The 18,880-nt window shown below is 46.5% G+C and carries 20 protein-coding genes; 8 read left to right on the top strand and 12 right to left on the bottom strand.

What is annotated here, in order from left to right; translation table 11 throughout:
* Window positions 1-28: 28 nt before the first annotated feature.
* On the top strand, window positions 29-730 hold the full coding sequence (locus L985_RS09160; RefSeq protein WP_047394624.1) for a hypothetical protein: 702 nt from the start codon (window positions 29-31) through the stop codon (window positions 728-730).
* On the opposite strand, the gene L985_RS09155 is transcribed toward L985_RS09160, so the two are convergent.
* Both L985_RS09155 and L985_RS09150 read right to left on the bottom strand, forming a co-directional pair.
* Window positions 731-1,759, bottom strand: coding sequence for an ABC transporter permease (locus L985_RS09155; protein WP_047394621.1), 1,029 nt, complete (start codon window positions 1,757-1,759; stop codon window positions 731-733).
* Window positions 1,759-2,475 (bottom strand): ABC transporter ATP-binding protein, encoded by a 717-nt coding sequence (locus tag L985_RS09150; protein WP_047394617.1) that lies wholly within the window; start codon window positions 2,473-2,475, stop codon window positions 1,759-1,761. The genes L985_RS09155 and L985_RS09150 overlap by 1 nt, the downstream gene beginning before the upstream one ends.
* Window positions 2,476-2,629: 154 nt before the next feature.
* Between L985_RS09150 and L985_RS09145 the strand changes: the two genes are divergently transcribed.
* The gene (locus tag L985_RS09145) at window positions 2,630-3,217 is read left to right on the top strand and encodes a TetR/AcrR family transcriptional regulator (protein ID WP_029341795.1); all 588 of its coding nucleotides are present in this window, start codon (window positions 2,630-2,632) and stop codon (window positions 3,215-3,217) included.
* A complete protein-coding gene (locus L985_RS09140) occupies window positions 3,214-3,744 on the top strand; it encodes a nucleotidyltransferase family protein (RefSeq protein ID WP_052169474.1) in 531 nt (176 codons plus the stop codon). Before L985_RS09145 ends, L985_RS09140 begins: the two co-directional genes overlap by 4 nt.
* 1 nt (window position 3,745) lies before the next feature.
* Here L985_RS09140 and L985_RS09135 read toward each other — a convergent pair whose 3' ends face one another.
* The 7 genes from L985_RS09135 to L985_RS09105 form a co-directional block, all read right to left on the bottom strand.
* Window positions 3,746-4,999, bottom strand: coding sequence for a hypothetical protein (locus L985_RS09135; protein WP_047394613.1), 1,254 nt, complete (start codon window positions 4,997-4,999; stop codon window positions 3,746-3,748).
* Between the two features lie 30 nt (window positions 5,000-5,029).
* The gene (locus tag L985_RS09130; RefSeq protein WP_029341792.1) at window positions 5,030-6,286 is read right to left on the bottom strand and encodes a hypothetical protein; all 1,257 of its coding nucleotides are present in this window, start codon (window positions 6,284-6,286) and stop codon (window positions 5,030-5,032) included.
* A gap of 5 nt (window positions 6,287-6,291) precedes the next feature.
* A complete protein-coding gene (locus tag L985_RS09125; protein WP_071908800.1) occupies window positions 6,292-6,951 on the bottom strand; it encodes a hypothetical protein in 660 nt (219 codons plus the stop codon).
* 484 nt (window positions 6,952-7,435) lie between these two features.
* Window positions 7,436-7,963: an HAD-IIIA family hydrolase gene (locus L985_RS09120; RefSeq protein ID WP_029341790.1), complete on the bottom strand. Its 528-nt coding sequence runs from the start codon at window positions 7,961-7,963 to the stop codon at window positions 7,436-7,438.
* A gap of 17 nt (window positions 7,964-7,980) precedes the next feature.
* Window positions 7,981-10,626 carry an ABC transporter permease gene (locus L985_RS09115; protein WP_047391328.1) on the bottom strand — a complete coding sequence of 882 codons (2,646 nt, stop codon included), beginning with the start codon at window positions 10,624-10,626 and terminating at the stop codon, window positions 7,981-7,983.
* A gap of 19 nt (window positions 10,627-10,645) precedes the next feature.
* Window positions 10,646-11,416, bottom strand: coding sequence for a hypothetical protein (locus tag L985_RS09110; protein WP_047391331.1), 771 nt, complete (start codon window positions 11,414-11,416; stop codon window positions 10,646-10,648).
* 27 nt (window positions 11,417-11,443) lie between these two features.
* Window positions 11,444-12,139, bottom strand: coding sequence for an ABC transporter ATP-binding protein (locus L985_RS09105; RefSeq protein WP_047391335.1), 696 nt, complete (start codon window positions 12,137-12,139; stop codon window positions 11,444-11,446).
* 168 nt (window positions 12,140-12,307) lie between these two features.
* Here L985_RS09105 and L985_RS09100 point away from each other — a divergent pair, with 168 nt between their 5' ends.
* The 5 genes from L985_RS09100 to L985_RS09080 are packed head-to-tail and all read left to right on the top strand — an operon-like array spanning window position 12,308 to window position 16,982.
* Window positions 12,308-13,165, top strand: coding sequence for an efflux RND transporter periplasmic adaptor subunit (locus tag L985_RS09100; RefSeq protein WP_029341786.1), 858 nt, complete (start codon window positions 12,308-12,310; stop codon window positions 13,163-13,165).
* The gene (locus tag L985_RS09095) at window positions 13,165-13,842 is read left to right on the top strand and encodes an ABC transporter ATP-binding protein (protein WP_047391338.1); all 678 of its coding nucleotides are present in this window, start codon (window positions 13,165-13,167) and stop codon (window positions 13,840-13,842) included. Before L985_RS09100 ends, L985_RS09095 begins: the two co-directional genes overlap by 1 nt.
* On the top strand, window positions 13,839-14,984 hold the full coding sequence (locus L985_RS09090; protein WP_047391343.1) for an ABC transporter permease: 1,146 nt from the start codon (window positions 13,839-13,841) through the stop codon (window positions 14,982-14,984). Before L985_RS09095 ends, L985_RS09090 begins: the two co-directional genes overlap by 4 nt.
* 16 nt (window positions 14,985-15,000) lie before the next feature.
* Window positions 15,001-15,672, top strand: coding sequence for a response regulator transcription factor (locus L985_RS09085; RefSeq protein ID WP_047391347.1), 672 nt, complete (start codon window positions 15,001-15,003; stop codon window positions 15,670-15,672).
* Window positions 15,669-16,982, top strand: a complete 1,314-nt coding sequence (locus L985_RS09080) for a HAMP domain-containing sensor histidine kinase (protein ID WP_051656273.1) — start codon at window positions 15,669-15,671, stop codon at window positions 16,980-16,982. The genes L985_RS09085 and L985_RS09080 overlap by 4 nt, the downstream gene beginning before the upstream one ends.
* Before the next feature lie 91 nt (window positions 16,983-17,073).
* Here L985_RS09080 and L985_RS09075 read toward each other — a convergent pair whose 3' ends face one another.
* From L985_RS09075 to L985_RS09065, 3 genes are all read right to left on the bottom strand, one after another.
* Window positions 17,074-17,388: a hypothetical protein gene (locus tag L985_RS09075; RefSeq protein WP_029341781.1), complete on the bottom strand. Its 315-nt coding sequence runs from the start codon at window positions 17,386-17,388 to the stop codon at window positions 17,074-17,076.
* A gap of 33 nt (window positions 17,389-17,421) precedes the next feature.
* Window positions 17,422-18,228, bottom strand: a complete 807-nt coding sequence (locus L985_RS09070) for a DUF2268 domain-containing putative Zn-dependent protease (protein WP_235609824.1) — start codon at window positions 18,226-18,228, stop codon at window positions 17,422-17,424.
* Between the two features lie 203 nt (window positions 18,229-18,431).
* A complete protein-coding gene (locus L985_RS09065) occupies window positions 18,432-18,863 on the bottom strand; it encodes a hypothetical protein (protein WP_047391352.1) in 432 nt (143 codons plus the stop codon).
* Window positions 18,864-18,880 lie beyond the last annotated feature (17 nt).

Here is an 18,880-nt window from a genome sequence, read left to right as displayed (position 1 = left end):
TCAATTCGGTTTGGAGGTGCAGGATGAAATGAGACATCGAATCATTGGAATGACTTTTTTGACGTACCTAGTCCTATTTTTAGGCGTCGTAGGTGTAAAACTATCGTATCAAGCATTGATCGATCCACCGATTGATCAATCGACAGGGAACTGGGTACATATTCCGAGCAAGATCTTACCGACTAAAAAAGTCATCTATGTGAAAGAAGAACAAATCATCAAACAACCGGATTCTTCAAAAATTGGGCACGAAAGATATCGGAAGGAACCTAAAAAGAAAAAACCGATTGAGCTTGGGGAAGGTTTCTTGACAGATGCGATCAATCAAATCGCACGTATGACTCCTTGGATGGTCGCTCTAGTCATCATCTACCTGTATCGTCGACAACGATTCAACCGTATGCAGTGGTCATTCCCATCAAGTCATCAACCGAAACGAACCGCTCTATCGCTTCCGCTAACGCCTGAAGTCCAGTCCTCATCTAAAGACAGTATTCTTGATTCAAAAATTCGTGAAGCGGTGCGCGCGTTCAATCGATCACTTGCTCCAGTGCAACAACGGCGGACATATGAGACGCTGACGGAGTGGTTTACACGCTTAGAGGTCACGGTCCCGCATGAGATCTATCAGCTCGTTCGGTATGCCGACGTGGCAGAGCAGACACTCGATCCCTCGCGACGGACTGCTTTCCTCGAACAGCTTGAGCAAAATCAGACACGGCTTGTGTAATCAGCCGTGTCTTTTTTGGTGTCCACGATACTTATTAAGAGCAAGCATGTTCAACAGGAACAAGGCTGCTCCATAGAGGAATAATCCAAGCCAGTACGGCCAGATGCTTGACCACCCGTTGCCGTAGACGAGCACCTCCTTGATCGCGCTCGCTCCGTAGAAGATCGGGGTGATATATCCGATGTTACCGAGTCCATACGGGATTAAATCAAGCGGAATCAAGCCCGAGAAGAAAATCTGCGGAATGATCGTAAAGGGAATCAACTGGACGACCTGCAGCTCAGACTGAGCAAAGATTGAAATCGTTGCGCCGAACAAGACTGCGACGACGGCAAGTCCAAGCATCGTCAGAAAGACCCAGATGATCGAGCCTTCAGATGGTAAGTCAAGAACGGTCGTCGCGTACAGGACGACAAGAATTGCCTGGATGGAAGCGAAGACGCTATAACCGAGCGTATAGCCGAAGATGACGTCGGTTTGGCGAATTGGTGTCATCATCAATCGCTCGAGCGTGCCGCCACTGCGTTCCTTGACGAGTGCCATTGCCGATAAGATAAAAACGAAAAAGAAGGAGAACAAAGATAAAAAGACGAAACCAAGCGCATCAAACGTCGATTGATCGACATTTCCGTAAAGATAGTTCGTCTCGAGTTGCATCGTCGGCTGAAGGGTCGCCAGTCCAGATTGAATCTCACGTAACGCTTTTGAACTTTTCGTTGAAGGTTCGCGGAGGTTCAACGCTAGCTGATTGTCTTTCATATCTAAGACGACGTCGACCGTTTCATGATTCTTGAGATAGGCGTCAGCATCGCTGCCGTTATACGTTTTAATCGACAGATCCTGTTTTTCGATCGCTTGAGAGACTGGAGCCGGTACATCTTGACTGATGGCGACGACAGGCGTGTAATCATCGTTTCCAAGTAGGAAATAGATTAAGGTGAAGATTAATAATGGAGCAAGCAAAATGAGTCCGACGCTTCGTTTATCGTTCAACGTTTGACGGATGACCCGTCGTGCGAGTTGCCACATTACGTCACGTCCTTTCCAGCGAGCAGGAACAGTTCCTCGACCTGACCGTTTTCAGTCTGCGCAAGTAAACGGTCGAGCGGATCGTAGGCGATGATCCGACCGTTATAGATCAGTGCGGCACGGTCGCATTCGTTGATTTCATCCATGACGTGGGTTGAAACGACAATCGTCGTGCCTTGCGTACGGATCGTTTGGAATTGATTCCAAATCTGGCGGCGTAACACGGGATCGATCCCGACGGTCGGCTCATCCAGAAATAGGACGCTAGGGCGATGCAGGATCGAGATGGCGAGGGATAATCGTTTCTTCATCCCGCCGGAATAATGGCGAACGAGCTTTTTTTGATCATTTGTTAAATCGACGAGTGTCAAGACCTCGTCGATTCGTTTTGCTAAATCCTGACGGGACATGTTGTATAAGGAACCGAAAAATTGCAGATTCGCAAGGCCAGATAAATCCTCGTATAAGGCATCATTTTGTGGCATGAAACCAATCTGCGATAACATCTTGAAGTTTGGTATCGAAGTGTCGCCAATCTGAATCGAACCTGCGTCTGCTTGGATTGCACCAATCATCAAACGAATCAATGTCGTCTTTCCGGAACCTGACGGACCGAGCAAACCACAAATTTCACCGGATGGAATCAAAAGATCAATCTGTTGGAGGACGTTCTGTTGATGAAATGATTTTGATACACCTTGTAATCGTAAATCCATCGTATTCTTCCTCCTTTTATGAAATAATTATTGAACAACGTGTTGCTTAATTTCATTATAAAAGGGAGAGAAACTGGGAGCAATGACCAGTTGACGTCCATCTGTCGCTTAAGCGACACATCCCGACAATCTGTTGAAGAAAGAGGCGATTTCGATGAAAAAACAGGATTTACGCGTTATCCGGACCGACCGGAGGATACGCGAGACGTTCCTTCAGCTGATCGACGAAGTCGGATTTGACGCCGTGACAATTAAGTTGTTGACGGAACGAGCGGAAGTCAATCGCGGGACGTTCTACCATCATTACGCGGATAAATACGAACTGCTCGAGCGGATGACGAATGAGGTTTTTGAAAAGATCGAAGCGACGTTCGAACGCGAGATTCCATTCGTCCTGATCAACAAAACGGAGGACTCACCATACCGACGAATCATCCCGTTTCTAACGTTTCTTTATGAACACCGGACGCTGATGCGTATCTTACTCAGTCCATCGAGTGACGGGATGTTTCGGAAGCGGGTCCGTGATTACATGCAACAGATTCTGTTCTCGGGACTACCGGAACAAGGAGAACGGCTTGTTCCAGAAAATTATCTCATTGCCTATCTCTCAGCCGCCCATCTCGGTGTCATCGAATCCTGGTTGAGCCACCCAAACGAGACATCACCGGATGAAATTGCTCGAATTGTCTTTACGATTTCGATGGAAGGACCGTTTCGAGCAGCGGGGTTCCGGCGATGAGTCTTGAGCAAGTCTTAGAAAAAGTCGTCGTTTGTTTGCAGCGAGAACGGATTCATTTTGGTATCGGTGGTTCATTATTGTTGGCGCAGCATGGACTACCAGTTGTACCGCGCGACATCGATCTCGTCGTCGCGTTAGCGGACGCCGAACGAGCAGTCCAACTGTTGGCGGACATGGGGACTGTCGTCGAACAAGACAAGACGTCACTTTATGCGACGGAAGTGTTCCAGAAATTTATCATCGAAGGAATCGATATCGATTTAATGAGCGGACTGCAGATTCGTCATGGTGAGGGCGTGTTCATCTATCCGTTTGATGAACAATCGATTGATTCAACTGGACGTCCGTTCATGTCACTCGTTGATTGGTACGTCATCTATCAACTGATTCCAGGACGGGAACAAAAGGTCGCAATGATTGAGCAATGTCTTGCTAAGCAGGAAGCGGACCGAGAACGACTGGAACAGCTGAGACGACTCGTTCTTCCAAAAGCAATAAGGAATCGGATAGATCAATGGCTGAACTAACTCATAAGTCGCGCAATAAAACGACTTCGTTCGTTGCCGGTAAGTAAGCATGAACGGAGTCGAGTAGTCCGCAGAGGACGTACTGATCGAGCGCCTGGTCGAAGACATAATATGGCTTTAATGTCAGATAAGGCATGAGTGCGTCACGTATAACTTCTTTGGGCACGCTATTAGGCAACGGTTGTGACGAGTCATGGTAGAGCGCGATAATCGACTCGTTATCAACGATTAGGCTGACTTCATAAGTTTCTTCAATCAGGAGAATCGTCAAACGACGTTTATGAGCGAGATTTGGGTCGTCACGAGTCCGGCGTACTTTCACGTTAATGAATGGAAAATCCCGATAGATTTCCTGAATCGTCCACGCTCCTGACTCCTCAGGATACTCCGCAGCGATGAGGTCTACAGCAATCGACTTACAAGTCATCAATGTCCCATCGGTCAACGGTCGGTAATCCGGGTGTGGCGTTAGAGCTTCGGCATCGCGTGCCGTGACGGTGTCTCTCCGCTTAATCAATTTGCGCGTGTAGGAGAACGTAGATGGTTTGTCCCATGTCACGATCTCGTTCATGGCAACGGACGAAGTGTCTGGATCACTAAAGGGATAGGTGAGCGAGTCGTTTTGAGAAACAAAGATTTCCTCGATTGTATGCGCCTGTATTCGTTGTTGATCACCAGGAGCTGAAAAGAACCGTATCTGTTCTGTAATGATCGGTGTGATTTGAACAGGTGACAGTGAAAACGATTCAGTCGGATACTTGTTGCTCAGGGCGGGGGTTCCATACACACTGAAAAAATCAAGCGCTCCGTCGTCCGTCAATTCAAGCGAAATGAAAAAACCAGGGAAGAGGCGAATTCCGTTTTGGCAGCTGACATACTGATACAGCGAATCTTGGTGCTTCAGTAACATGAACTCCTGGTCGAACGTCATTCCTAACTCTTGCTCTAGCCAGGAAGTCTGTGTGTCTGAATCACGCAAGTCCTCTGGAAGAGAATAAATTGTGACATCACCATGTTTGTTGATTGATGTCGTTCGTCGTGTAACTGTATCGACTTGGATCTCAATCGTACCGTCTGGATAACTCTCGTCTTCAGACCATGGACCGTGATTGATGGGGAACCAACATGTCTCAAACGAATACTGCGTTGCACCATGAAATTTTTCGCGGTGATAGAAGGATTCATGTAAGACATAATCGTTCAGTTGATATTTATCTTGAATATGGGAGATTAAATCTTTCGTTAATGGATGCAACTCGTTCACTCCTTCGTATCTATCTTCACTTTATAGATTGCGCAATAAAACGACTTCATTTGTTGCCGGTAAGTAAGCATGGTTCGAATCAAGCAAGCCACAAAGAACGTATTGACCTTTTGAAGCGGCAAACACATAACGCGGCGTGAGTAAAAGGTACGGACGTAATGCGTTGAAGATGATGTCTTGCTGCTCATCCTCGAGCTCCGGTGCGCTAACGGAATCGAACACGGTATGGAGTTCCTGATCGTCGGTCAAGCTAATCCAGTGAAGCGTCTTTTCGTCAAGGAGAATCGTGACGCGCCGATGCTGATCAACATAGGACGTCGGATGCGCGCGTGACAATTTGACAGCAAGGTAGGGATGTTGCCGGTAAATGTGACGAATTGTCCATTGTCCGGACTCGCCAGGGTATACGTTTTGGACGATTTCTTGAATCGCAATTCGACAGGCGTTCACCGTCTCTTGCTGGATTGGACGAAAATCCGGATGTTCGGATTGCGTGATCACATCCTCTGCTGTCACGCTTGCTGCTGATTGGATAGGATGGCGTTTGAGAATTGAAGATGACGGATTTGTCCACGTTAAGATGTCATTTCGATCGAGTGATGACGTGAAATCCAGTTTACTAGGCACAAGGATAGACCCTTCTTGCGTCACGATCGTCTCGACGACAGTATGCGCGTATTGATGTCCTGGTTTTGTATAGGAGAACCACTTTATTTGTTGTTTAGCTAGCGAGTCGATGTCCTCGAGCGTTAAAGTGAAAGGTTCCTGTTTCACATGATGATCACTCGGATGAGGACCATATAGGAACAATTCATCGAGCTGACCGTTTTCCGTTAACGTCAGATGAATGAAACAACCGGGAGACAGCCGAATCCCTTCATGACAACTCACATAACTGAAAAACGTTTCGTCGTCTTCTTCGAGCATGAAATGCGTGTCATGGATCATGCCGATCTCTGACTCGAGCCAAGCGATCCGAGTGGTTGTATCACGTAAATCGTCAGGCACGGAATGAAGAGAGGTCGGACCATGTAAGGATAACGTCGTCGTGTGCTTCGTGACAGGATTTATCGCGATCTGTACAGTTCCTTCAGGAAGCATCGTGCCATCTTCTTCCTCGATAATCGATGTACCGCGCGGAATCCAAAACGTTTCAAAAGAGTAGGCGGTTTGATCGTTCTTTTTGTTTTGCGTGTAGGACGATTCATGAAGCACATAATCGGTTAAACGATATTTCTCGAGCATATATTCAGTCAGTTGTTTCGTTAAAGCATCCAAGGGATTCACTCCTTTTCTTGTACGTCTTCAGTAGCGTCATCTAAAGTCGGAACGACGAAGTCAGGTAAGGTTTGGAATAAGTGATCGGCTGTCTCAAAAAACGGTTGATTCGAGACAACATTCACGACATCTGCATCGTAGCTGAACGCAAAGACGGACATGTTTTCCTGCATGGAGATAATGACCGTTTTTTCTGGTCGTTCGGAGTGGTAGTGCGTTCGGTATTCAATCCGAAAGACATTTGGTTTGGTCGACCAGATAACGAGATCATTCCAACTCGCGTGGGGATGGATGTAAGAATACAATCGTTGAAAGTCTTCGGCATGCTTCAGTTCAGCGACGATGAAACGTTTGTCCGCAAGTGGTGTCAAATCGTTGTATGTAATTGAACAAAAGCGACATAACGCTTCAAACTCTTCTTCGTCATAACGATTCACCTCTACACAGACGAATAGTGGGAAAGCTTGTAATCGATGAAACCACTTTTCAAGAAATGAACTTTCAAACGAGGAGGATTCATCGTCTGGATTCGTAAAGATGCTAAAAGCTGACGTGTAGTCTTGTTCGATGACGAAGCGCAGATTATCAGGGTCTGAAAAATCATTTGGAATCAACTGAAGATCATCATCGTAATAATAAGGCATGTACTCAAATGTTAATTGCAACGTATTCACCTCTGTTTCGTACGTTCAGTGTAACGTGAATCTATTAAAAATGAAGGGTTATTGAAAATTATTACATAATTGTAAGACAGGAAAATTTAGACTATTGCATTACTATAGTAGATTAAACATAAGACGCATTGAAACATAAGTGAAAACAACATGTCAGGTTTTAATCTAGCTATAAACGTGTCACTCGGAAGCGTCCATATCATTCTCATGGCGATGGCGGTTCCATCGATCATCTACGCGCTCTATCTATTACGAAAAATCGCTAACAAATGAATGCAGGGATTTATTGGTAATAACAAGAAGGTAGTTAAAGTACCTACGCATCATCAAAAGGAGGCGATGACATGTCATTTTGGACATGGTTTGCAATCTTATTTGTGTTAGCGGTTAGTGTCTACGCATCTTCTCAGCCGAAACGTTCGAAGAAATAAAAAAGGCGCGACTTCCACAATGGAAGTCGCGCCTTTTCGTTTGTTCAGTTTTGCGTATCGAGCCAAGCGATCGCGTCCGTCAAGTCGTCGGCAATGTAGTCAACGTTTGCTTGTTCCACCCGATCAGCGTAATCACGAATCGAGCACTCTCCGGCACCGGTTCGGACTAAGATTTTGATACACCCGGCATGCGCAGCTGCCACCATATCACTCCAGCGGTCCCCGATGACGACACATTGCTCGAGTCGGAGATTGTGTTTTGTTTGTGCTTGCCATAATAAATTTGGTGATGGTTTGCGACAAGTGCAGCGATCTTCCGCTGCATGCGGACAAATCAGCACGTCATCAAAGCCGAAGTTCTTTAATTCTGTCCGGAAATCCTTTTCACGCGCGAATCCTTTTGAGATACCGGGTTGATTCGTAAACGCAATCAGTAGAACCCCTTGATTGCGTAAGCGTTCGATTAGCGAAGGAACGTAAGGAAATAACGTAAACGTTCCAGGGTAGTGGACGGTGGCATCTCCACCAATCGTCCCGTCTCGGTCAAGAAATATTACTTGAATAAAATTCATGTTTACAACTCCTTAGTTTACGAAGCATCTTTGAGTTCTTGGTACGGTTGAACACGTGCGGCCAGTTGTGCTGGGATGAAAGCAGCGATGACACCGAACAGAATCGGTAGGGTAAGCGACACGCCAATCAATAAGGGTTCATTCCACGGTACGAGATCGTACAAGACATAAATCGTCGAATAGGCAACGATCAGTCCAATGATTCCGGAAATTAAACCGACGAGGAAGCCTTCGAGGACAATCAACTGACGGATCGCTCCGTTCGTCCAGCCGAGTGCTTTTAAGACAGCGAGTGAGGCGCGGCGATCGGTGACGTTTTGCCACATGATCTCACCAGTCGTTAAGATAGCGATCGTGATCGCAATACCCATCGTCACGTAATGCATTGGTCCGACTTGCAGGGCAACGAACTGACCGAGCCACGAAGTGTAAAGAACACCCTGTAAATGGAACGTCACGAACAGGAAGAACGTCAAGAGCGCCGTCGGTAGAGCAATCGAGAGGACCGACAAACTGTTCCGCTTCCATTTCCCGATTAGTTCTTTTAGTGCGAGTGTCGCGGTCGAACGAAGCTTCAGTCCGACACGAGCTGCTTTCGCGTATTCACCGGTCTTAATCGCTTCGTACGGTGAGATGCGACGAATCGTCCACGCTGACCACGTCGCACCAGCCAGGTAAATGACGAGACTGAACAGCGCGATCCAAAGAAGACTCCAGCCGTTCATCGCTTCGTTACGGACATACGAGAAGATCCCTTCGACAATTAAGGCAACCGTAGAGACGAATCCAGCGAGGATCGCTGCCTCGATCAAGACGATTTTGTAGAGGTCCTTCGTCCGCCAGCCGAGTGCGAGTAAAACAGCGAATTCTTTTCTGCGCGCGAGCATCGAAACATAACTCGTCGCGAGGACATAGACGATCGCGACGGCGAGCATTGCGAAGATGACACCGGAGAACCCGACGCTCGTCTCGCGGAAAATCGTCATCGCAGCACCGATATGAACCCATGGTTGTTCGATCCAACCGAGTGTTTTGCCTTGTTCGACGACTTTCGTGACGACGGGTTGCGGGGAAGAGCCCTTAGTGATCGTAGCGACAAGACCAGGATCTCTCTCGATGGTTGCTTTGATTTGTTGTAAGAGCTGATCTGACTTTTCGTTGAGTGTTTCGCCACCTTTGATTTTTAGACGAATCGATGAGATCGATTTGTTGCCTCGATATTGCTGTGCACTGTCTAGAGTCGTCAACATATTCGGTGAGTTAGTCAGTAATCCGACTGGGTCGCCTGAAGTATTGATAGATTTAGCTGGATTGATTGGTTTTCTATTTGCATCTAAGACCAGATCAGCTGAAGAAGGGCGATATGTCTCCATCGGTAACTCATTAAGTGGATCTTTTGATACACGAATTTTGTTAGGATCATAAAGTCCGATGACATTCATTGAAAAGCCGGGAGAATAATAAATATCATTCCCGCTACCCATAGTGTCTTTTACTTTTTTTTCTAACGAATGCGTGGAACGATATCCGGTTTTAGGTAAAGCGTTCGTATCCTTTAAAAATGGATTCGTGACTTGAATTTTCTGACTCTCAACTTGGTAGGCATTTGACCAACGCGCGGCAAACGGACTTTTTTCAGATTGGTACGTTAGCGGTCCAGTCGTGATTTCGAGTTGTAAGTAATCAGAAATCGTTGCATCATCTAATCGTGATGATTGAGTATTTTTGGTTGGAGTATTCGTTAAAGTGCTAAAAAATTTTTGCTCAACATCTTTTGAAGAGATCTTAAATTTTTTGATTGTTTTACTTGGAATCTCATTCAACATCTCAAACGCAGGTGTAAAATCCTTTGGAATCTTTGAAAAAAATGTATTTTGTTGTTTTTGTGTATCGAATGGAACATCTAGTCGTTCGATTGAATACTGAAAAATCCCTTGATTAAATGAATTTGGATTTAAAAGAATGGGAATGGTATTTGAATTTGCTTTTTCGGTAGCTTTATCATTTTTAGTAAAATAGCGACTATTTCCTTTTGAAGGAATGATGCTACGGTCAAGAGCCACTAACTTGGCTTCAGCTTCAGGATCAATTGCTACAAGCAAGCTGAATGTTCGAGGATATATGATTCGCGACGTAGACTTAGTTGTAAAGACTCCTGGTATATCAGCAATACGTGCGTTTTTATTGCCATTGAAACTATAAACGGCTTCGTCGCTTAGGATTTTTTTCCCGAAACCATTAGGTGATGTCAGCGTTTCTCTCAAACGGTAAAAGCCAGGTTTATTGGGAACGTCCCATTGCTCATCAACGCGTAAGCCAAGTTTGACATAACCCATCACGGCGACGGGTGCAGCAATTTCAATGTCCTGCATTTTCTTGATGGTTTCGTATTGTTTGAAGGAAATTCCACCATCGATTCCATTCAAATAGTTCGGTTCAAGTAAATCATTCGACTTACTTGCAAGCTGACTTGCCTTCGGTCGTACGACGATGTCGTACGCAGACGACCATTTCTTTTGTAATGTTTGTTCGACCGTCCCTTTACTGGAGTCGGTGAGGTTGAACATCAAACTGAGTCCAGCACTAATGATGAGCGCACCGACGAGCGTCAGGATGAATTTTCCGCGCTGCCGACGCCAGTGATTGATGACGAAACGAAGCATATGTAGTCTCCTTTGTATGTTATTGGGAGAGCTGCGTCTTTAAATAACGCGTAAGATCTTGTTCAAAATGGTGAATCGCTTGTGCATCGAGTGCTTCTATTTCTGCTTGCGCCGCGTAGCGAGTGACGAAATAAGGGGAGAGTGGCGTCACCAGATGAATGCGCTCTGTCCAGTCTGTCAATGATTCATGGCTTCGCCGTCTGAGGGCACGTGGTAAGCGTTGATTAAAATCAAATAGCATCAGACGCAATGATTCTTCAGGCGGAGTAAGCACCGATTGAAGATTTATTTGTTGGACATAACTTTCAGGAGATGGTTGGACCCAATGGTTTGCTTCACTTTCAAATTCTCGTGATTGTGATGAACGTCGCTGACGACGAAGAATCCGGTATGCTACGAAAGCAACGAGTACAAGTACAGCGGTGAAGAATAGAAGTTTATTGGAGGAGGATGTGCCTTCTACAACATTCAAAACAGAAAATGGAGGAAGATCCTTTACTTTTCGACCGCGTGGCGTTCCTCCCGTATTTTTACTTTGTTCATCGGACGTTCCCAGATAGACGCCGTCTTCTTTTTCATCAATTTTGTCATCGAAATTACAACTGTTTTTTGTGAAGAATAAATTGGATAAGTCGTTATGATTACATCCCCGAACGATCGTCGTCTCCTGTTCCGAGAAGTCCGCATTCTGAAACGCTTCATACGCGGACTGCGTCGATACCGATAGCAACAGAAAAACGACAATTGAGCCGATGAAGCTCACAATCAGTTTGCTGCGAAACGTTTGCAACGCGAACACCTCCTAAGAGAATGAAACTTAGACACTTTGCACCGTGCGCTTTCGGCGGTCTTCGACGATCCGACCATCCTGCATGAAGAGAATCCGGTCAGCACGTTCCGCGAGTTCCAAATCGTGTGTGACAAATAAAACGCCACACTTGGCTTCACGATGGAGCTCTAGTAACAACTCAAAAATTGCATCACCGGTCACGGAATCGAGATTACCGGTTGGTTCGTCCGCAAGAATCCATTGTGGATGATGAAGCAGGGCACGGGCGATCGCGACCCGTTGTTGTTGACCACCGGATAATTGAGCAGGTAAAGCATTCCGTTTGTCGTCGAGTCTAACCCGTTCGAGTAACTCGAGAATCCGCTCCTCTTGATTGAAGGATGTCTTTTGCTTTAACAAGGCGACCTTTAAGTTCTCAGATACCGTCAGTGCCGGTAATAAGTGAAACTGCTGGAAGATGAAGCCGATCTCTTGCGAGCGGAATTGCGATAACCGTTTGTTCTTCCAAGACGTGATATCCTGCCCGTCATAAAGAATCTGCCCGGACGTCGGGCGATCAAGCGAACCAAGGAGACTCAGGAACGTTGATTTTCCAGACCCGGATGGACCGACGAGTGCCGTTACCTCACTGTGCGAAAACTGACCGTTTAGTTGATGCAAGACATCGGTCCGGACACCGCTTCGTTCGAATGTATGCGAAATATCTTGAAAGGTAATATCCATATGACCACTCCTTTTACATAATTTGGTTATGTTCAGTGTATTATTTTTAGAAAATTTTGTCTATTGCGTTTTTATTTCTGATCCAACCACTTTTTTAACATTTATTCATAGTTGGTTCATAACTTCTCCTTATGATCGGATTAATACCAATCAAGGGAGGCATTTAACATGAAACGAACACGCAAGAAATGGTTATGGATCAGTGGAGGGGTCATCCTGGTACTCCTATTAATCGGTTCCACGCTCTTTTTAGGACGAGGAGAGGCACAAGAAACGAAGGAGGTCGTCGAGTCGAAGACATTACAAACATTCTTCTACTTCTCAGGCACGCTTGAAGCGAAAGATCGACAGACGGTCATCAGTGATCGTGATGTCCGTGTCACTGACGTTCGATTTGAAGAAGGGGATACCGTCAAGTCGGGTCAAACGATCATCAGCGTCGAAGGAGGAGAAGATTTCAAGGCACCACGCTCCGGACAACTCGTTCGTCTTGACGTCACGGAAGGCGAAGCGTATGCCCCGAATACCGTCCTTTTCGTTGTTGCAGACAACAAAGCGTTGATCGCTCGTCTGAAAATTGATGAACAAGATATCGAACGGATTGAAGTTGAAGATACGATTGAACTACAGACGGATGCATCTGATAAGACCATCAAAGGAAAGGTCGAATCGATTAGTCCGGAAGCTGTGACGGAAAATGGGAGTACGTATTTCAATGCAAAAGTGTCGGTACCGAGCTCTTCAAACTGGTTACCCGGCATGACGGTCGAGGGACGTTTACCGTATCAACTCGCACAAGATGTACCTGTCTTATCGCTCGATGTCATTTCGTATTCGAAGTCGGATCGTCCGTATGTGTATGTGAAAAAAGACGGGGAAACGACTCGTCAATACATCGAGACGGGCGTGACGGACGGACAAGATATTGAAATCAAGGACGGATTGTCTGCCGGAGACGAAGTCTTCCTGCCGAGTGATGACGGTGGTTCTGGTCTTCTTCCGACTCCACCAGGAGGTGCGTCCTGATGCCGGTCGTTGACTTGCAAGAAATCCAAAAAACTTACGGCGATGGAACCAATCGTCACATCGTCCTCGATCGAGTATCGCTGACGATCGAGGCTGGTGAATATGTGACGATCCTCGGACCTTCGGGTTCAGGAAAATCAACGCTGATGAATATCATCGGATGCCTCGATGTCGCTTCAAACGGCGTCTATCGCTTGCAGGAGCAGCTCGTCCACGATCTATCCGAGGATCAGCTAGCGACGATTCGCAATGAAGAGATTGGCTTCATCTTTCAACAGTTCCAGTTGCTGCCGCGCATGAGCGTCTTACAAAACGTTGAATTACCGCTCATCTATGCCGGCGTCTCGCGCAAAGAGCGCCGCGCGCGCTCGCTTGAAATCTTGGAACGTGTCGGATTGACAGATAAAGCCGATGCCTTACCGAGTCAACTGTCCGGTGGTCAACAACAACGGGTTGCGATCGCACGGGCGCTCGTGACGCGACCGACGATCTTACTCGCCGATGAGCCGACCGGAGCGCTCGATCAAAAGACAGGGAAACAAATCATGGAGTTGTTCGAGAGCCTCTCGGAGGAAGGGAAGACGATCATCATGATTACACACGATGTCAATATTGCTAAGCAAGCCCGCCGGATTATCCGGATCGAGGATGGTCAGGTGACGGAGGTGACGACATGATTCGCGAAACGTTACGGATGGCATGGTCGAATATCTGGCATCATAAGATGCGGTCGTTCTTGACGACGCTTGGTGTCATCATCGGTGTCGCGTCGATCATCGCCTTGATTTCAATCGTCAACGGCGCGACGGCCTCAATCAATGAAGAGGTCGCGTCGTTCGGTGCCAATAAATTAACGGTCCAAACGACAGAGACGCCGTTGAAAGAAGGATTATCACCTGCACAACTGGAAGAGTTAAACACGATTAAAGGAACACGCGGTGTCTCACCGACCGTTTCGACGGTTCGGGACGTCCGTTTCGAAAATCACACGCTCGACCAGGTGACGATCGAAGGACGAAACCACATCTATTACCGGGAATCAGAAGATGTCCCGCAAGGACGTGGTATCGTCATCAGTGATGTGAAACAACAGACGCATGTCGCCGTCGTCAGTCCGTCCGTCGCCCGGACGCTCTATCCGGGTCAGGTCGCGATTGGGGAGACGATCAAGCTCGATGGACTCGATTACCGGATCGTCGGTGTCAGTAACGCGGATGGCGATCAAATCGTCATTCCCTATATGACGGCATTGCGGACGCTTGGGGTGACAGCCGTTAAGCAAGTGGATATCTTCAAGACGGACGCAGCAGACGTCGCGACCGTTAAACGGGATGTCTCGGCAAAGCTGTACCAGTTCTATAACGGACGCGACGATACGTATGACGTCGTCAGCTTAGATGAAGCACTCGATTCGATTGACCAAATCAATACGATGCTCTCGCTCTTGTTGACGGGTATTGCGTCGATTTCCTTGATCGTCGGCGGAATCGGCATCATGAACATGATGCTCGTCTCGGTCACGGAACGGACGACGGAGATTGGCTTACGAAAAGCACTCGGTGCAAAACCACGTACGATCCGCCTTCAGTTCCTCTTGGAATCGATCCTGCTGTCCTTGATAGGTGGGGTGATCGGGATTCTTGTCGGAGCGATGCTCGCATTTGGCGTCAGTCTGATGATCAGCACACCGTTCACACTCTCCGTGAGCACGATTCTGCTTGCAGCCGGATTCTCAATCGGGGTCGGTGTCTTATTCGGTTATATGCCAGCACGGAAAGCGTCCCGTCTGAACCCGATCGAAGCCTTACGAAATGTTTAAGTGAAGGAGGAAGACGATGGTAACGATCTTGATTGCCGAAGATGACCGGAATGTCCGTCTACTATTAGGTGAGACACTCCGGTCCGCCGGCTTTACGGTGATTGAAGCGAGAGACGGAAAAGTCGCCCTCGATCAACTCGATCAGAAACACGTCGACCTCGTCGTGACGGATGTGATGATGCCGCACGTCTCAGGAATCGAACTGGTTGAGCTGCTACGTGAATCCGGGTACGAACAACCTGTCTTGATGTTGACAGTGCTGGATTCCTTTCAGGATAAGGAAGCCGGATTCACGACCGGTGTCGATGATTATATGGTCAAGCCAGTTGATTTGGACGAGCTCTTACTGCGGATCCGAGCGCTGTTACGCCGTTCAAAGATCGTAGCAGCACAAGAATTAATCGTTAATTCCCTGCAACTACGGATGACGGATGCGACGGTCGTAACGCCTCGTGGTGAGATACCGTTGCCACAGAAGGAGTTTCAACTGCTCTATCGCTTGTTGGCACATCCGAAGCAGATTTTTACACGTCAGCAGTTGATGGACGAGATTTGGGGATATGATGTCGAGACCGACAGTCGGACGGTCGATGTCCACATCAAGCGGTTGCGTGACAAGTTCAGCACTTATGATGATTTTACGATCGAGACGGTCTGGGGACTCGGTTATAAAGTAGTGATCCAGTGAAGCGCTTCATCCGCTCGATCTCCGGTCGCTTTTTCGTCATCCTATTCGGTTTATTGTTACTACCACTGCTGTTACCTTTCATCATGACGGTCTGGTTCCAGTTCCAAGAAATCGATCAAGATCTGAATAATCAATTGCAACAACGAACGGATCAGATTGAACGATTGATGCAAGACCAAAACCTGTCGTTCGCTGAAGCGAGTCAATACATGGATCAGTCTTTGATTCAAACGACACAATACACGTCGCTCAATCAAGTACAGTCATTATCGGCGTCAGAACGTAACCAGTTACAGCAAAAAGGAGAAATTACGATCGATGGGGCGTGGCTCGAACCGTCGCAATACATTCGCCAAACGGAGACAGGATATCTCGTCTCGACACCGATTGCCGGACAACGCATCCTTGACGGATTACGAACGTCAGCTGGAATCGGTATCGTCATCACGATCGGCGTCGCCTTCATCCTGACCTGGCTTGCCGTCACGCTCGTGACACGACGGATTCGTAGCATCAGTGAAGCGGCGATTGAAGTGACGAACGGGAACTATGATGTCTCGATCAAGGAAGGTGGAAATGATGAGGTCGCACTCCTCGTTGAAAACTTCAACCACATGACCGAAGCACTACGACGAAACGACCATCTCGCAAAAGATCTCGTCGCCTCGATCTCACATGAGCTGAAGACACCGATTGCTTCGATTCAAGGATTTTCTAGGTTGTTACAGACAGAAGAAAACTCGGATAAACGGCAGCAGTACTTGACGATCATGGAGCAAGAGAGCACCCGTCTATCACGCTTGACGTCAAATCTCGTCCGCTTATCGCGGCTTGATCATCAGACGATCATCGAGCGGAAACGGTATCGCCTTGATGAACAACTTCGGACATGTCTTTTACTACTGGAACGACAGTGGACGGAGAAATCACTTCGACTGGAGCTTGATTTACCAGAAGTGTCCGTCGAGTGGGAAGAGGAACTGATGCAGCACGTCTGGCTCAATCTGCTTGAGAACGCGATTCGGTTTTCGCCGGAATCGGGAGTGTTAGAAGTGACCTTAAGCGAAGGAAAAAACATTCGCGTCACGATCCGCGATGAAGGACCAGGAATCGCAGAACAGGATTTACCGTACGTGTTCGATCGCTTTTATCAGGGCGAACAGTCACGAGCGAATGAAGGACATGGTCTTGGATTATCGATCGTTAAACGAATCATTGATTTACATGACGGTGAGTTAACGATTAGGAATCATTCGGAGCAAGGCGCAATCGTGACCGTTACGTTGATGGTCCACGAGACGCGTGAATGATGTCAGACGAAAAGGAGCGCAGACTTACACGATGTTATCGTGAAGTGTGGCGCTCCTTTTCATTTGGTTACGTCATCAATTTGAATTCAGCTTAGTTGTCTAGCGTGATATGAATTCTTTGTAATTGTTTTTGTAAAATTGTTCTTTCCAAATAGTCGCCCGCGTCTTGCATGGTTTTAAAGGCATGAGGACTAAAGATTTTAGCACCGTCCTTGAGCCAGTTCGAGCGATACAAGTCGTGTGCTTCACTTCTTGATAAGAAGATACCATCCTCGATTTCGACATCATCGTCTACTCCGAACTGAAAGCCGCAACAAGAACAAAGTTCGAACGAAGCGTCACCATTTTCATAATAAGCAACGTCGTCCATTCGGTCATATCCGCAGACGGGACATGTGTATTTCATGAAAGCACCTCATTGCTCAAGAATCTTTTGATACTAGTATCCTTTTAAGATATCTGTTTGATCCGTATAGGTCCAGTCAGCGATGGACTGGTCGGGATGCGACTCAAAATAATGATTGAGGATATCACGCCCTAACATGTAGTTACTCCAGCGAGGAATCTCTTTTTGTTCGTTACCTAGAACGAAGTCGAGTTGTGATACTTCATGGCTGTTGACGAGATGCACGACATGTTTCTTTGTTGCTTCATCCATCTCGACATTCCAAGGAATGGAAACGTCTTTGACGATTCGCTCGGCAAAGGCATCTGCCTTTCCTTCGACAATGACGGAATTAAGAGTCGTATTTAAACTAAAATCGGGTGTATCCATGAGGACTAAGTGATGATATTCATGTGCCGTCGTATATGCTAAGACGTCTTGATCGTAGTTTGGATCCAGGTAGAGAATGAAAGCATCTTTATAGGCGGCTCCTGTAACACCTTTCATCGGCTGAATATCGAGAGAGGATTCAGGATTAATGGGGGCGACAATAATGGTACTTTTCTTTTTGGGAAGGATCTTATGTGAAGCGATGTAGTTTTTTTGGATGATTTTTTTAATGTTGTCCTGCTGTTTCATCAAGTTCTCGATTTTATCGAGTAGCTCTTGTTCGTATACGGTTGATTGCAACATCAGAGAACCTTTTAAGTCGGCTGTCGCGAACTGCTCCTTGTCGCCGACTTTGTCGATATAGCTTAAGACATACTTCGCATAATTCTTTTTATCTACTTCAGGATCATTGTTTTTTAAGGACGCTTGTAGATATTTTTTGTACGGTTCATAGAGAAAAACAATGTTCACTTTACTGTCATCATCAATTTTTACAGATTCGGATTGTATTTTTTCACTCTTTGACATTAGTTGAGTAGTAGGCTGTGATGTCTTTTGCTCTTCTGTACAAGCGGATAAAAGCAGAACGGGAGCAGTTAAAAGTATTATCAGTGATTTTTTCAAAAGACGTTCATCCTCCTCTTTTTTATGGTGTAACAACATCTGTTGTTCAATTAATCTTCTTTCGCCGTATGATCAATGATGATCGGATCACTGTAGGACAAAATGTAAAAATCCTGTTCATGTGTTCTAATGGCAAATAAGTGTAAGTCTCCCCGTTCCGTATAAATTTCCTTCGTTTTCATATACTTTGCAGCAAAGTCACCGAACATCGATTCTTTGGACTTCACGACTGGATACGGATTTCGAAGTTTCTCGTCGATGATGCCGTGCTCTTGCAATGTCCCGAGGAAAACGGCGTACTTTTCAAAACGCATCAAAAAGTAATCGCGCGAAGGATCGTCAATCAAGAGCTTAAATGTTTCGTCAGCGCCATAAAAATAGAAATCAATCGCGTAATGGTCGTTCGCCTTTAACGACATCGTATCCAGTTCAAGATCGTAATCTTCAGTCGTCAGTAAAAAATCGAGATCAATCATCTTCAAAGAAATCACCCCTTTAT

It is taken from the genome of Exiguobacterium sp. ZWU0009 (assembly GCF_000798935.2).
Classification (GTDB): domain Bacteria; phylum Bacillota; class Bacilli; order Exiguobacteriales; family Exiguobacteriaceae; genus Exiguobacterium_A; species Exiguobacterium_A acetylicum.
The sequence above is the reverse complement of the archived record's forward strand: the minus strand, read 5'-3'. Positions and strand labels throughout refer to the sequence as shown.